The sequence below is a fragment of the Evansella vedderi genome (assembly GCF_030813435.1).
GTDB lineage: Bacteria > Bacillota > Bacilli > Bacillales > Salisediminibacteriaceae > Evansella > Evansella vedderi.
In genome coordinates, this window is the sequence record NZ_JAUSUG010000011.1 from 48,843 (window position 1) to 62,646 (window position 13,804).

Below are 13,804 nucleotides of genomic sequence, written 5' to 3' on the forward strand. Positions count from 1 at the left end.
ATGGTGCTTTTTGTTATTTTAACCACCAACTAATGAAAGGGGTTTTAATGAATGGCAATAACAGAAACAGAACAAGTACAAGTATCACAAGACATGATCGCATGGGCAAATGTAAAGGATTCTCATAAAACGCAAAGTGTTTTGTATGCGAAGGCAATTGGTATCGAGGAAATTCCTTTACAATCTGGAAGGGCAGAGGAATGTTTGAAGCTAAATTATGATGGCATTTACGGATACCTTCCTAAAACTTTAATTGACGACTATGAATTCAAAGGACTTCAACACTTTTTAGGAAAAGAGTTTGAATTCGTTGTTGAACATGTTGATTTAGAATCACAGATGTTTGTCGGTAATCGTAAAAAAGCACTCGATATTTTGGCTAAAAAGTTTTGGAAACAAGCTAAAGTAGGAAATAATTACGAGGCTTTTGTAAGGGGTATCGATCCGTATAACGTTTACTTGATTGTTGATGGTGTTCCTACAACAATGTATCGAGATGAATACAGCTACTCATTCATTGAAGATTTAAGAGAAGAACTTGAAATCGGAGATATCATCGATGTAAAAATCACGAAACTTGTAAAACCTAATCAAAAGTACAAGAAGAATAATAGTCGTGGTGATGAAGTACAAGAAACTGCGGGTGAGAATGGAGTCCTTGAAGTGAGCAGCCGACTTCTCCAGAAGGACCCTTGGACAAACATCACTAATTATAAACCTAAATCTACTTACTTAGGAACAATTACAAAGGTTCACATGGAGCACGGTTTATTTATCGAGCTTGAACCTGGATTATCAGTAAGAACGAACTTTCCTCCTAACTCTAATGGACAATTGTTCAAAAAAGGTCAGCAGGTAAACGTAAAGTTGTTAGAAGTAAATCCTAAGAATCGTAGAATTAAAGCCATTGTCATTACTCCCAAAAAGTCCATTGGTAATCGTACTACTCGTCGTAGAGGACTTGTAAGATGAGTAAGCTCTTAGAATTCGATTCAAATGTCGATGTGGAGAGCAGGGAATCAACTCAACCTACTGCAACGGTTGAGTTGATTCCAACTCCTGTTTCACCTGAAAAAAATCCGTACAAAGCTTCTCATTGTCCTAGTGATATATATGAGCTTTTACCACCTGACGGGAGTACATTTGGATTATTCGCGGACCCATATGCATCTATGAAGTATGTAGATGTTAATATAGGGAACCGTAATGGGAGATATTGGCTGGAACAGCGTCTAGAAGATTATTCATTCACAGATAGAGAACTTAAGCTATTGGAGTATTTATCTGAACATAGAGTAGGAACTAGAAGTCAGATTGAACGTGTTGTCTTTCCTGATGACATTAAATCTAAAACTGTAATTGATTTTCTTAAAAAATCTCGTCAACGAGGTATTATTTGTTCGTTTAGTTGGGTTTCCCCTTTGGACGATGGACGTAAGAAACCTTTAGTTTATGGTTTAACTAGGGTTGGAGCGGAAGCAGCTAGTAAATTGTTTTATAAGCAAGTTAGCGATGAATTTTGGTTCCATCCTATTAAATTTCCACATGGTAAGGGACCAAACATGACGACTTTCTTTTTAGACCTTGCAGCTAATGAATTGTATAGTGAATTAGTTCGTATCGATCGGATTATCGACTGGCAACGTCGCCCACAAGTACGTTTATCTGATGGGACAAAACATTATCCTGCTTCGTCCTTTGAAGTCATTAAAGACAAAGATGAAATGCGATTGTTTTGGCTTGAAACAGTACGGGTCGGTAAAGATTGGGTAGGACGTACAAAGAATCGTTTCCAACGTATTCAATCAGCTTTTGAAAAGCTACCCCCTTACCAAAAACCTGTACGCCTTATTATCTTAACAGATAGTGATAGTCGCATTTCTTTCTTAGGGAAACTGGCACACCAATATATGCCCGATGTAAAGGTTCGATTTACAACAGATGAACGTTTACTACAAGGGATTGGAGAAGAAACATTTATCTCTTACAAACATGAAACTGAAGATGTAGCTCTTACTCCTATACCTATTTTCAAAGAAGATTACCCAGGTATGACAGCCTCAGAGTATTTAGACAGCCAAGAAGTCAATATAGAAGATGAGGAAGACGATTGGTATGAAGAATAGTAAACAATTAGAACAGACCGATTTAGTTGGGAAGGAGTTTTGGGGGATTTTGATGTTTGAATTAAATCTCCCGGCTCTTCATAAATTTTTGGGATTAGAAAAGCATTTCGTAGGATTAATTCGTTTTAGTGATTATGTTCTTTTTCCAGAGAAAATCCCGCCTGATCATTTAGAGGACTTTTCTTTTTTGCTTCAGAATCGACATGAGAGTGACTATTACGAAGAGCTGAAAGGTTATAAGATGGATGAAGATGAAGAACGTACCCACTGTCTGATTAGTGAGTTGTTACAACTAAAATACGGAAGCGGCGCTATACACTCATCTTCATTTCATCACTTTTATCAATTACCTATGAATGCTTTTTATAGTATCTCACTACAATTAGTGGAAAAAGGATACATATCTGCATACAAAATGCTTGAGTGTTACCAAATTTATAATGCGAAGGGTGTAGATGATGACAACAAAAATTAAAACGCCTATGAGTATTTCTATTAGTAAATCCGAGGCTGATGAAAATAACATTAACATTTATGTTGAAACTGTTTTTAGTATTGGAAGTCAATCTTATGTTGTTTTAAACAGCAATGATGAAGAATTCTTCCTCACAAAAGTTAAAAATGGCCCAAATGGCGAGAAAGAGTTGCATGATATTGAAGATAAGCATGAATTTGATTCTGTTTCAGAATACTACCAGGAACATATCCAGAATAAATAAGCGTCACGAGAGAGGGGAAAGCTATGATCACCGAAACATACACGATAAAATTACCCCCTATAGCCTTTAAAGCATACTATTTCGCATTACTCGTTTTAGGTTTTTATTATAGTGTGTATGCATTCGATATAGCTTATGCGACAACAGCAGCACCTAGCTTATTACCACTTGTTGTTTTGTATGTAATTAGTGTGTTAATTTCATTTGTTGTTCTTTTCTTTACTTATAAAAACGCAAAACAAAACTTTTTTAAAGTGACGGGTTATGCGTTGATCTTACCATTTGTTGTCATAGGTTTTTTCTCCGCTTTCGACTTTATTAGTATTATCACCGGTAGTGCATTTATCGGTATGTTTATTTTGTTATTTCCCTATTTTTTAAAAGCAATGGTTCCTCTTGTAAAAAGATGTTTCAATAAATAACCCCCTTTCTTTATTCATAAAACCACCAAACTCCCTTTAGTGAGGATTGGTGGTTTTTTTATGTTATTTAAAATGTGTTGTACAGGCGAATCCACTGTGCTATCCTTTGATTATACTATTTATTTTAATATCCATTCACCCGATTTCGGACATGCGTCTAAAATCACTTACTACCTTTTTGGACATGCGTCTAAAATGTATTATTTAATTGAACTTGGGTTCTTTTTGAATTGCACTATTTTTTGTGTTTAATTATTTAAATTCAACCTCATTGGTTGCCAAAAGTCTATTTACTATGGACTCTTTGCTTCTAATGGGTTTTTTTGTGCTTTAAATAAATCAAAAAATTTAGGAGAGTGATTACAAATGACATTCAAAAAAGGAATTACAAAAGGCGGTTTCAACATTTCTATATTCTCAAACGATGCTAAAGACATCAGAGATGTTCAAACGCTTAGAACTTCAGAGAAATGGAATAGTAGAAATAACTTTTGAAGGCGATACTAGTGCGGTTATGGAACAAGCTTCAATTATGTAACACAATCACAAACGTAATCTAACTGTCAGTAATTATTTTTTTAAACTTATTAAAGGAGAGATTATTCATGAATTATACATTTAACTTTAACGGTCAGATTGTTTCTATTCACGAACTTTACGAAGCGGGGCTTAATCCGTTCTTATGTTCGGATGAGAAAACAGTTATAGTTAGCCTACCTGGAGGTATGAAGAAAGAGTTTCCATGCCTCCGCACACCAAATGACATTAAAGTCAGACTTGATGGATAAAATTACTTTTAAAAAGGGAGAGATAACAATGAACACTAATCAAATAATGAACAGTTTTTATTTTTTAATTGGTGGCGTTGGACTTTTTATGATTGATCTATCTAGTATAATACTTCTTTCAACAGCCATCTTTGTTGCAGCAACTACACTTTTTATTACAACTTCGGATTATATCGATTTGGTACACAGAGCAGTATATTCTATCTTAAAAGGTGCATCGATAACTTATTTAGGAGTTGGCTTTTTCGGTTTAGTTATGCAATTTGGCTTACTAGGCTTCTTTTTGTTTTTAACACCATTCATCATTTTCAAAGGATGGATGTTTTCCCAAGAACTTAAACAAAATCTAGCTTAGAGCTTAAAATAATAAAAATAAAAAGTCGTCCCCTTGCTAAATAAAGAGGACGATTTTTTATTTTTGAAGTTTAAGTTTAGTTTTTCTATAAACTGTTAATAATGCTAATGCGTGTGAACTGGATGGATTATAGCGCTATACACATAACTCACAATCTACTGACGAGTAGGAGTTACTGGACTGAAAGGTGAAACGCCACGAATAAGCAGACTACATACACCATGAGCTTTATTCGTCTGTGAAAGGAAATCTAAATAGAACTATATTCTACTGTTGCTTGTAGTGATTATAAGCGAACGGGTTCTACCGTGGTTAAATATAGGAGTTTCCGGCGCTTGGTTCCTTGATTCTAGAGGATAGGGACTAGGCTATTCGTGCTTATGTAAAACTTTTAATAAAACCCTTACTTTTTTAAGCTTTTTTATGGTAATATATACATATAACTATTTTAATTTTTATTTCCAGTTCAGGTCACGCGACTTGAATACTTAAGAGTTTAACTCCATCGCTTTATAAGTCCATATTTGCGTATGCAAAAATACGTCCAAGAAAGTCCATTTGGATGCTAAATTATCAGAATGATTTATCTGATGACATTGTTTAGCGTCGAAATGGGCTTTTTTTATTTGCTCAAAAACACCAAACGCTAAAAAGAAAGGAGAGTTATCATTTATGGTACTTTCAAAGATGGAGACGACTTGGAGAAATTGTTCTTTGGAGAAGCAGCCTTCAGAAATCTCATATCCAAACTTAGATATTGAGATTAGAACCAACCGCTACGATGATTCGATTGTTTTTGGTACTATCTTTGATGTTCAGCCTGAACAAACCCGCTCTGCTTTTTCCTTTATGGAAACACAAGTACAGGGTAAATGCTGTTCATTAAAGATGTTCTTCAATGAAGAAATGCCAATCGAGGATCTAGAAAAGCTAGGGTTCGAGGAATCGGCAACAAATATCTTTCGCTATCCACATCCTGACTTTACGGTTTCGGCGATTAGAATTCCGCTGCAACATGAAAAAGAGTGGGTATTGCAGGTTGAGAAACGTCGCAAGAATATGAAGAAGGGCATCCCTGCTACTGCATGTGATTATTCCATGCTTTTTGAATCACAACTTTCTCTCTCACTTAAAGAGGAGGAGGTGAGTGCTTCATGAAGGCAGCAATCCTTGTCGATGAAATCAATGCGGTTAGTCAGCTTCATGCTCTTGGCATAGAAGGTATTAGACCGTGGAAAAAATTTTTTGAGGCAATTCACAATGTCTTGAAGCGGGATTATGGTCAATGTAATGTTGATTATCATATGTATGGTGCTATTCCACCTAAACATGTAGATAAACAACGTTACTTTAACAGAAAACGTTTCTTCAGCGCCCTAGATAAAGATGGGATTAAAGTCCATAAAGGACTTTGCCATCAATCTAACGGTAGTTTAGAAGAAAAAGGAGTAGACGTTATGCTATCACTGGACCTATACGAGTTCAGTTTGAAGCATTATGATCTACTTTTTGTTTTTTCAGGGGATGGAGATATTGTTCCAGCTGTTGAAAGAGCCCAAAAAAATGGAGCTAAAGTCGTTGCTATTCTTAGCGAAAAACAACCAGCAAAGTTTATGAAGCGAGTAGTAGACGGCGTGGTTCCATTAGAGGGAGTTATTGATTTGATTGATGAACAATATGTTGTTCGTCGTTCAAATACACCAAAAACTACTTTTAAAAAGGAGAGTGTATGCTAATGTGCATAGCAAAAGATCTTAATAATCCGTTTGAGTACGAAAACTACGGTGTTAATTACGAGGGAATCGTTTATGTCGGCCAACAAGCTGTTGCTGATCGATTAAACGATGTTATCGGACCTTTTAATTGGGAACTTGAAATCGTTGAACAGAACATTGATATGCAAAACTACTCTGTTTCTGTTCTAGGTCGATTAAAGGCATATGACCCTGAAACAGACCGTTGGATTTCTCGAACTCAATTTGGAAATGACACAATGACTATCTTAAAAAACAACAGTGCGCCATTACCTCAAGCGATTGAGGACGCCAAAAAGAGTGCTATATCTGATGCGCTTAAAAAGTGTGCGAGCTGGTATGGATGTGCCTCTGATGTTTTTAGAGGAAAAGTCACCGCCATTAAGCGAGAGACAAAAAACGGAGATGAAAACAAAGCTTATCGTGCTCTTGTTAATAATTTTGGCTTAGATACTTATTCTCCTCTTTTTAAGAACGGTATTGTGATTCTCCCCGATTCTTACAGAGAGTATTACGTTTCAAAAGGTTGGCAGGGTATTTTTCAATCTGATCTTGATAATGCGTTTAAATCAGGTAACACTGGTCAACAAAACCATCAAAATCAGAACAGAGGTCAACAACAAGGGAATGGTCAACAAAGACAGTCCCAATCCTCTGGAAACCAACCGAATGATTTCCGTATTAAGAGTAAGTACCAAGCTAAAGAAAATAACGATGGAACAGCTTTCTTTAAAGCTATCATGGAAGATCGTTCTGAAGTGAATGTTATCGTTCCTAAAGAAATGGCTCAGAAAGCAGTAAGTATGGTAGGTCGAGATTTTGTTCTCAATGTAACGGGTTGGCACAATAAAGACAAAGGCTTTATTCGTCTAGCCAAAAACTCTGACATTCAAATTGAGCCACAATCTCAAGCCTCCTAATCAACAATCGCTGACTATCAGCTGTAAGGTTTGCCAAAGTTGAATCCTTTTTTTAAGGGTTCTCTTTGGCTTTTTGATTTTTCAAAAGCAGACCAAATTACTTTTATTTAAAAAGGAGAGATTCGATTATGTCGAAAGTACAATTCAAGAAAGTTAATATCCCAGGAATGACAATTGAAAACGCAAAGGAAAAAATACCTGCTCATGTAACACAGGTTGAAAAACATGCCTCGGGCGTTTATAAAATTTCATTTAAAAAGCTAGAAGATCCAGGTTATCTTGAAGAGAAAAATGGGAAGTACCGCTTCATTCACTATTGTGAAGCTAACTCAAAAGGTTCAAGCTGCAACCATATCGCTTTAGCTGCTGCCATCGCTGATATGAATGGTATAAATGTTGAGTTAGTCGGGTTTCCTAAAGAGCCTATTACCCTTGATTTAGAAGAAAAAGATTTTGAAGATGTTAGTGAGAGCGTTGGTGTTATTCCTCCAGTAAAAGAAGAAGAGGAAGAAGAACCGTCAACACTAGCTTCTACTCCTAAAAAGAGTACACCAGCAAAATCTACTACTTCTAAGCCTTCCAAGAAAAGAGATTGGAAGAAAGGGTGGAATGAAATACAAGATTACCTTCACGAACAAGGTATCACTACCCGTATGATTTTACAGATTCGCGAAAAACGTCAAGAGATTTGTGGATCTGTTCAAATGACAAGTATGGCTGTAGAACCGGCTCAACCAAAGACTCCTTATATGGGAGAAACGTTTGGTCGTGCTATACGCCATATTCTGATGGGTAAAGACTTAATCCTAGTTGGTGATAAAGGTAGCGGTAAAGATACGCTTATTTCAACAATAGCATGGGTGCTCGGGCTTCCACTTTACCTTCAAACAGGTAATGGAGATGAAACCAAAGAAAGTATCGTTGGTGAAAACACCATTACTCAAGGGGCTAAAGGTATGGAAGTTGCTTTTAAAAAGTCACCATTTGCTACTAGTGTTGAAATGGGGGGTTTAGCTTCTTATCCAGAGTTGAACATGCTCTCAGGTGATGTTACTTCTATTTTTCATAGTGTTTTAGATGAAAATAGACAGTTGGCAACGCAAGAAGGAAGCATTCAACGTCACGATCACAATATTTTTATTGGTTCTATCAATGTTGGTGATCAGTATTCAGGAGTTAAGAAGTTAAATGGTGCATTTAAAGACCGCTGTGCTATCCTCAAACTACCTTATGTTCAAGACTTCAGACAGATGTTAATTCAGAAATCAGGGTTAACTGACTCTCATGCTCTATCCTTCTTAGAGGGTGTTAAGGGAGCTATAGACGATCTGATAATCACAGAACAACAGGGAGAGGAAAGTAAAACGGTTAGAGGGTTCATTGATGCTGCCACTTACCTTCATGATTACGGTGTTACTTTTGACACTAAAAAGGAGGTACTCGAAGACTTCATTATTAACAAAACAGAAGATTTCGAGGAGCAAATGGCTGTAAGGGATATGATTAGACAGAAAGTATGGTCTGACTTCCCTATGAGCATCGAAGAAGAACAATACATTAACGGAGAGTAAAGGATGGTTTTACCATTCTTTACTTTCTTTTAAGGGAGGAATTCCATTATGGAAAATGGCTTAATTGTTCGTTTCAACGGTTGTGTTTCCAGCATTGATATGCCCCGAGAAGATTGTGGCATTGCGTGGGAGTATGTTTCACAAGGTTTTAAAAAGCGGTTCATGGAAACATGGAGAGCTGCTTGTAGAATTCTTGAGCAGAAACATAACACGAATATTGGAATGAATATCATCGTTCAGTTAGAAAAAGTTGCAAAGCTCGTTAACGAAGGCAAAGTAACAAAAGCTGATTCGTTTGACGCTGTTTATGCAGAATCACTAATAAACACCTGGTGTAATTGAAGGATAGGCTATAGTCTATCTTTCTTCACCTTTTTGAGGAGGAATTATAAATGACAGTACCAGCTGTAAAAGATAAACAACTACTAATCAAAGAGAGGGAAGGAGAGCGTTTAAATCGCTACCTCAAAATCCTTTTCGGTAAAGAAAAGTTTGGGTTTAAATGGTCTAACAAAGAAACAAGTTACACCGATGGAAAAGATGTGTATATTCTTTATGAATTACAACGCCCTGACTGTCGCCCCTTTACCGTTCCAGAACTTCGGGCTTTAAGGAAAGGTCATGCAGTTCATGAGAGAGGACATATCGAATACGATATCATTGATCACTATGTAGAATGGCAAATAGATTGGTCTTCCAAAGATAAAAACGATTGGTTGGATAACGATAAGTATCCTGTTCAGTGGTTACAATTCTTTGGTAACACTATGATGGATGGCAGACTTGAAAATTTCATTGCTCTTGATCATCCAACTACAAAAGATTATTTAGATTTTAATAACTATGACTGGCGCTTTGGTATTCGTGGACAATATGCTGATGAAAATCAAATCCACGATTTTAGAGAGTGCTTCATGTCACGAGCATTAGGTATGACCGATATCGAAGATTGGTCCCCTAACGCTGTCGAATTAGTTGATTCTGTTCAAGATTTTATTGAACAAGGACGTAATGACGAATCAACTAAATCAGTTCTAGAAACTACTTTAACAATCATTAGAAAAGTATGGCCGACCTTGCTCGAATGGATGGACCTTCAAGGCGAAGAACCTGACGATTTTGAATATGAAAATGAACACCAGGACTCTCAATGGGGAGAGAAAGAAGAGGTAGAAGAGAATATCAAACGTGTCATGCGTATTCTCGGACGTGCAACCGAATCTGATGATGAAAGTGATGGTAAAGCAGGGTCCTCTGAAGAAGATGACAGCCCTGAAGAAAACTCTTCAGGAAGCGGTTCCTCTTCATCTGAAGATGATAATGATAAAGAGCAAGAGGACTCTGATACTTCCAGCTCCAATGATGAAAGTGGTGAAGATGAGGAAGATGAACAACCATCTAAACCAGACTTCTCTACTATGCTTCGCCAAGAAGAAAAACAACAAGAGAAAGACGAGCAAGAAGCAGAAGAAGAAACAGCTCCTTATCAAAAGCGGGAAGAAGAAGTTGAAATTGATGAAATTGGTCCATTAAAAGCTTTTTCAGACAAAGTATCTGTTGAACCTTATCCGCGCTATAGTCTAGAACGGTATAATCGTATTAAAAGTGAGGTAAAGAGGAAGATCAATGCTACTTCAAGTGCATTAAGCCAACTTCTAGACCCCACGCCTGATGAAAAACGCAGGAATCAACGTTCCGGACGACTTAAAGCAAGCCGTGTATGGCGAACGGATAAGTTAGGAGATCCTTCTGTATTTGACCGCAGGAAAAAAGGTACACCTGCTAAAAATGCTAGAGCCTTAGTACTCAATGATATTTCAGGATCAACTAGCAATCAATTTAATTCTTCTAGCAGCAGAATCATTGATGAAATGCGGAAAGCTCAGATTTTAATGGTAGAAGCTTGCGAAAAAGCAAACTTACCTGTTGCTTCTTACGGATTCACCGAAGAATTCAGTTGTAGCAGCGGAACTACTGCCAATAAAATCTATCCTTTCAAACCTTATGGACGTTTTACCAATACAGAAAAAGGGTTTATTGGAGGTATTGAACCTGAGATGGGCAATAGAGATACCGTATCGCTTCAATGGGCTGTTAATGAGCTTTCAAATCATGATGAGGACATTCGCCTTCTGATCATGATTTCTGACGGTTTACCGTGCTTCTCAGGCGGTGAGAACAGAGATACAATGAGGCATATCGTTCAACAAGCTGAAAAGCAAGGAATTGATGTGTTATGCCTGTATGTTGGACCACAAGATCAAAGAATTATTGATGAAGTCCAATATATGTATCCTGGTCGTTCAATCATCGTATCTAATCATTTAAGTAGAGAGCTGAGTCGCCACGTTAAGCGAGTTATCAGACAAAGAAGGTAGTAAATTTGCAAAAGAAAAGGCATGTGAGTATTCTCATATGCCTTTTTATGCGTTATATTAGGAAAACTTGTATACTCCATCTTTTTTCTTTTCGCCAAAACCTGATCCATCATTGTTGTACATAGATTTAAATAAAGTCCATTCCACTTTTTTATCTGTAAGACTCCATATTCTGATGGTAAATTCTTCGTTATTTCTTTTTATATATACTCTTTTGGTATCGAAATCTTCAATTTCAAAACCTTCATCCCCAAAAACATTCTTTACAAAATCTAATAAATCTCTTGGTAAATCTTCATTTTGCATATCCCACTTTCAGCCCCTTCTGCTTTATTTAAGAAATATGTATGTTCCTTAAATCTCTCCCTACGCTACAAAACTACTATACTCTATTATTCATTCTAACCAAAAAATCTTAGTATATCCCGTGCGTATAAATAAATCTTTAATTAATATCAATTATATGATAAATTAAAGATACAACTAAAAACGAATCTATTATTTTTTTCGATTGGAAGCACCATCGAAAGAGGGATATCTTATCCCTTTTTTGGTGGTGCTTTTTTATTCTAATTAGGAGGTATTTAAATGATTAAGAAAATTATTCTGTTTGTAGTTTTAGCATCTGTATTATCAGCTTGTGGAGGAGGGGACGATGCTGAACGAGCATTAAATGAAAATACGAGGCAGTACATAGATCTAATTTCTGAAGTTCTCGATGATTCTAATGCTTTGTTATCAGATTTCAGCGAAACGGTGGACGAACTTTATGTTGGAAACAAGAATGAAGAACAATTTCATAGAGCGGTAGCTGATTTAGTGCCTCGTTCAAGAGAAATAAGCGGGAATTTAGACAGTGGTATTCATTTAGTTATAGCTGAGTTACAACCATTTCACCGCGAAATGATTGAATTGATCAATAATCAACACCAACTACTACTCTCAACCCTTGAGTCAGTTGATAACGAAAACTTGCGAAGAGGCGAACTAGGTAGGAATATATCAGAGATAAGACAAAACCAGAGCCAAGTTATTGAAAATCTAAATCGTATCTTAAGACAATAAACTTTTTATGTTTTTAAGGAGATTTTAAAATGGAAGGTAAAACCACCCTAAGTTTATTTAAACATGGTAGAATATTAGACAAGAATGAGATGAAAGTAAAGGAGTTGTCTCTCTTGTCAAAAACGATTTTAAAAACTCTAGATAAGGCTTCAGAAAAATACGAGGTAATATTAGACAAGCATGCGGGAAAGAAAAGAGATAACCGAGAAATGATCGATACTTTAGCCCTTACGCAGGATTTCGCTAATAAATTAAAGAATCAAAACACCTATGAACTAAAAAACGTTTTGCTATTTATTAGTAGAGAGCTAGTTGATTTGTTAGATAAAAATCGAACCGAAGATATAGACAAAGAGAAGCAGATCCTTATATTTAAGGAACGTGTATTAGAAGAGGCATTGAAGTTAAGGAAAAATAATTCTAAGAAAGTTCCATTAGAAAGAAACCATGCAGAAGCTCCTCTATGGTCAGCATCTTCACCAGCAGCTAAAACTCTCATTAAGATACAAAAGCAAAACGGGGAATTAGTGGAAGAAAGAACAGGATTCCGTAAGATTTTATATAAGAATCAATTCGGAAAATATTTAACCTCGACAGATTTTAGAGTGTTTTTAGGTTTGCAGAGGCTATGGGAGTTAAAAGGGGGAACAAAAACTTTTACGTTTCATTTTGGAGAGCTTTGCGAAACGATTGATTATAACAAAGATGGTGGAAATTACGAATTAATAGGTGCGAGCCTTTCAAAGTTAATTACTACATCTATCATAATGGAAGATTATAAGGACCCTGAACTAAAGAAAAGCGTTCGAATTGAAATCCAAAACATATTCCAGGGCGGTATCGTGGATAAGCGTAAAAAAATAGCTGAAATTACTTTTAATGATTACTTACATAAAGGATTAAAAGAAAACAATGTCGTTAGAATCAACTTATCCATCTTCCAAGACTTAGACTCAATTACAGCTAAACTTATGTATCCAATGATTACGAGTTTGTTAAAAGATAACCGTGAATTAGAACTAGATGATATTATAGAGAACCTTGTATTAAAAGATGTACCTAGAAATCGCACTTTAAAGCGTATTAGAGCAGCACTCAACGATCTAAAACAATATAACATCATTTCTGATTTTGAAATGATTAGAGAGGGAAGACCCTATAAAAGAGTCAGGATCGAACCCACAGAACAACTTCTTGAAAGTTTTGAAGAAGGAATTGTCGTTAGTGAATAATTAAAAGTACACTGTACTCCGTTGAATATTACGACTTTAAAGGGAGAAAAAAGGATTTTGTTCTTTTTGAATCATTAACTTTCCTTGAACTAAAGAGGTTTATAATTTAAAAGTACACTGTACTCCGTACCTCCCTTTAAAATATACTTTCTATAAAAAAAGAAAAAATTTTTTTAGGATTTTTTTTATACATTTAGAAGTACACTGCACTCTGTCAAAAAGCTGTAAACAACGAATATATGTGCCATTTTCTCATTTAAAAGTACACTGTACTCCGTCGAAATAATAATGAATATATAAAAAAAATAAAAGTACACTGTACTCCGTTTTGATACCATTTACTGGCACTAAAGTAAGGCGTTGATTAGATATAGTACCGAAAATATGCATTTTCAATAATTAAAAGTACACTGTACTCCGTTTTTTTTGATTTTAGAAGTACACTGTACTCCGTTTTACGAAACTATTAAATTT

General features: G+C 35.9%; 16 protein-coding genes. 15 read left to right on the forward strand and 1 reads right to left on the reverse strand.

All coding sequences use genetic code 11. The annotated features are described in order from the left end of the window. Positions 1–51 precede the first annotated feature (51 nt). The 13 genes from J2S74_RS14075 to J2S74_RS14135 all read left to right on the forward strand — a co-directional run bounded on the left by J2S74_RS14075 (position 52) and on the right by J2S74_RS14135 (position 11,033). Positions 52–972, forward strand: coding sequence for a 30S ribosomal protein S1 (locus J2S74_RS14075; RefSeq protein ID WP_307326437.1), 921 nt, complete (start codon positions 52–54; stop codon positions 970–972). Continuing rightward, positions 969–2,126, forward strand: a complete 1,158-nt coding sequence (locus J2S74_RS14080; protein ID WP_307326438.1) for a replication-relaxation family protein — start codon at positions 969–971, stop codon at positions 2,124–2,126. The genes J2S74_RS14075 and J2S74_RS14080 overlap by 4 nt, the downstream gene beginning before the upstream one ends. Further along, the gene (locus tag J2S74_RS14085; RefSeq protein WP_307326439.1) at positions 2,116–2,601 is read left to right on the forward strand and encodes a hypothetical protein; all 486 of its coding nucleotides are present in this window, start codon (positions 2,116–2,118) and stop codon (positions 2,599–2,601) included. The genes J2S74_RS14080 and J2S74_RS14085 overlap by 11 nt, the downstream gene beginning before the upstream one ends. Further along, the gene (locus tag J2S74_RS14090) at positions 2,585–2,845 is read left to right on the forward strand and encodes a DUF1292 domain-containing protein (RefSeq protein ID WP_307326440.1); all 261 of its coding nucleotides are present in this window, start codon (positions 2,585–2,587) and stop codon (positions 2,843–2,845) included. Before J2S74_RS14085 ends, J2S74_RS14090 begins: the two co-directional genes overlap by 17 nt. A 23-nt stretch (positions 2,846–2,868) precedes the next feature. Continuing rightward, on the forward strand, positions 2,869–3,267 hold the full coding sequence (locus J2S74_RS14095) for a hypothetical protein (RefSeq protein ID WP_307326441.1): 399 nt from the start codon (positions 2,869–2,871) through the stop codon (positions 3,265–3,267). A gap of 605 nt (positions 3,268–3,872) precedes the next feature. Next, entirely contained in the window at positions 3,873–4,055 is a 183-nt protein-coding gene (locus J2S74_RS14100; RefSeq protein ID WP_307326442.1) for a hypothetical protein, read from the forward strand. Between the two features lie 28 nt (positions 4,056–4,083). Continuing rightward, positions 4,084–4,410 carry a hypothetical protein gene (locus tag J2S74_RS14105; RefSeq protein WP_307326443.1) on the forward strand — a complete coding sequence of 109 codons (327 nt, stop codon included), beginning with the start codon at positions 4,084–4,086 and terminating at the stop codon, positions 4,408–4,410. A gap of 672 nt (positions 4,411–5,082) precedes the next feature. Next, on the forward strand, positions 5,083–5,568 hold the full coding sequence (locus J2S74_RS14110; RefSeq protein WP_307326444.1) for a hypothetical protein: 486 nt from the start codon (positions 5,083–5,085) through the stop codon (positions 5,566–5,568). After that, positions 5,565–6,146, forward strand: a complete 582-nt coding sequence (locus tag J2S74_RS14115) for an NYN domain-containing protein (protein WP_307326445.1) — start codon at positions 5,565–5,567, stop codon at positions 6,144–6,146. The genes J2S74_RS14110 and J2S74_RS14115 overlap by 4 nt, the downstream gene beginning before the upstream one ends. Next, positions 6,146–7,084, forward strand: coding sequence for a Rad52/Rad22 family DNA repair protein (locus tag J2S74_RS14120; RefSeq protein ID WP_307326447.1), 939 nt, complete (start codon positions 6,146–6,148; stop codon positions 7,082–7,084). The genes J2S74_RS14115 and J2S74_RS14120 overlap by 1 nt, the downstream gene beginning before the upstream one ends. A gap of 128 nt (positions 7,085–7,212) precedes the next feature. Beyond that, positions 7,213–8,655, forward strand: a complete 1,443-nt coding sequence (locus tag J2S74_RS14125; RefSeq protein WP_307326449.1) for an AAA family ATPase — start codon at positions 7,213–7,215, stop codon at positions 8,653–8,655. 48 nt (positions 8,656–8,703) lie between these two features. Then, entirely contained in the window at positions 8,704–8,997 is a 294-nt protein-coding gene (locus J2S74_RS14130) for a hypothetical protein (protein WP_307326451.1), read from the forward strand. A gap of 50 nt (positions 8,998–9,047) precedes the next feature. Continuing rightward, positions 9,048–11,033, forward strand: a complete 1,986-nt coding sequence (locus tag J2S74_RS14135; RefSeq protein ID WP_307326453.1) for a vWA domain-containing protein — start codon at positions 9,048–9,050, stop codon at positions 11,031–11,033. Positions 11,034–11,090: 57 nt separating this feature from the next. Here the strand turns inward: J2S74_RS14135 and J2S74_RS14140 are convergent, their stop codons facing one another. Continuing rightward, positions 11,091–11,339 carry a hypothetical protein gene (locus J2S74_RS14140; RefSeq protein ID WP_307326455.1) on the reverse strand — a complete coding sequence of 83 codons (249 nt, stop codon included), beginning with the start codon at positions 11,337–11,339 and terminating at the stop codon, positions 11,091–11,093. Between the two features lie 282 nt (positions 11,340–11,621). Between J2S74_RS14140 and J2S74_RS14145 the strand changes: the two genes are divergently transcribed. Then, positions 11,622–12,098, forward strand: coding sequence for a hypothetical protein (locus J2S74_RS14145; RefSeq protein WP_307326457.1), 477 nt, complete (start codon positions 11,622–11,624; stop codon positions 12,096–12,098). 29 nt (positions 12,099–12,127) lie between these two features. Then, positions 12,128–13,330 carry a RepB family plasmid replication initiator protein gene (locus J2S74_RS14150; RefSeq protein WP_307326459.1) on the forward strand — a complete coding sequence of 401 codons (1,203 nt, stop codon included), beginning with the start codon at positions 12,128–12,130 and terminating at the stop codon, positions 13,328–13,330. The last annotated feature ends 474 nt before the right edge of the window (positions 13,331–13,804 follow it).

Excerpts from the sequence above, each read along its gene's own strand:
- J2S74_RS14105 (WP_307326443.1), top strand. The coding sequence starts at position 4,084 with ATGAACACTAATCAAATAATGAACAGTTTTTATTTTTTAATTGGTGGC.
- J2S74_RS14130 (WP_307326451.1), top strand. The coding sequence starts at position 8,704 with ATGGAAAATGGCTTAATTGTTCGTTTCAACGGTTGTGTTTCCAGCATT.
- J2S74_RS14120 (WP_307326447.1), top strand. The coding sequence starts at position 6,146 with ATGTGCATAGCAAAAGATCTTAATAATCCGTTTGAGTACGAAAACTAC.
- J2S74_RS14115 (WP_307326445.1), top strand. The coding sequence starts at position 5,565 with ATGAAGGCAGCAATCCTTGTCGATGAAATCAATGCGGTTAGTCAGCTT.
- J2S74_RS14150 (WP_307326459.1), top strand. The coding sequence starts at position 12,128 with ATGGAAGGTAAAACCACCCTAAGTTTATTTAAACATGGTAGAATATTA.
- J2S74_RS14140 (WP_307326455.1), bottom strand. The coding sequence starts at position 11,339 with ATGCAAAATGAAGATTTACCAAGAGATTTATTAGATTTTGTAAAGAAT.
- J2S74_RS14075 (WP_307326437.1), top strand. The coding sequence starts at position 52 with ATGGCAATAACAGAAACAGAACAAGTACAAGTATCACAAGACATGATC.
- J2S74_RS14110 (WP_307326444.1), top strand. The coding sequence starts at position 5,083 with ATGGTACTTTCAAAGATGGAGACGACTTGGAGAAATTGTTCTTTGGAG.
- J2S74_RS14100 (WP_307326442.1), top strand. The coding sequence starts at position 3,873 with ATGAATTATACATTTAACTTTAACGGTCAGATTGTTTCTATTCACGAA.
- J2S74_RS14090 (WP_307326440.1), top strand. The coding sequence starts at position 2,585 with ATGACAACAAAAATTAAAACGCCTATGAGTATTTCTATTAGTAAATCC.
- J2S74_RS14125 (WP_307326449.1), top strand. The coding sequence starts at position 7,213 with ATGTCGAAAGTACAATTCAAGAAAGTTAATATCCCAGGAATGACAATT.
- J2S74_RS14085 (WP_307326439.1), top strand. The coding sequence starts at position 2,116 with ATGAAGAATAGTAAACAATTAGAACAGACCGATTTAGTTGGGAAGGAG.
- J2S74_RS14080 (WP_307326438.1), top strand. The coding sequence starts at position 969 with ATGAGTAAGCTCTTAGAATTCGATTCAAATGTCGATGTGGAGAGCAGG.
- J2S74_RS14095 (WP_307326441.1), top strand. The coding sequence starts at position 2,869 with ATGATCACCGAAACATACACGATAAAATTACCCCCTATAGCCTTTAAA.
- J2S74_RS14135 (WP_307326453.1), top strand. The coding sequence starts at position 9,048 with ATGACAGTACCAGCTGTAAAAGATAAACAACTACTAATCAAAGAGAGG.
- J2S74_RS14145 (WP_307326457.1), top strand. The coding sequence starts at position 11,622 with ATGATTAAGAAAATTATTCTGTTTGTAGTTTTAGCATCTGTATTATCA.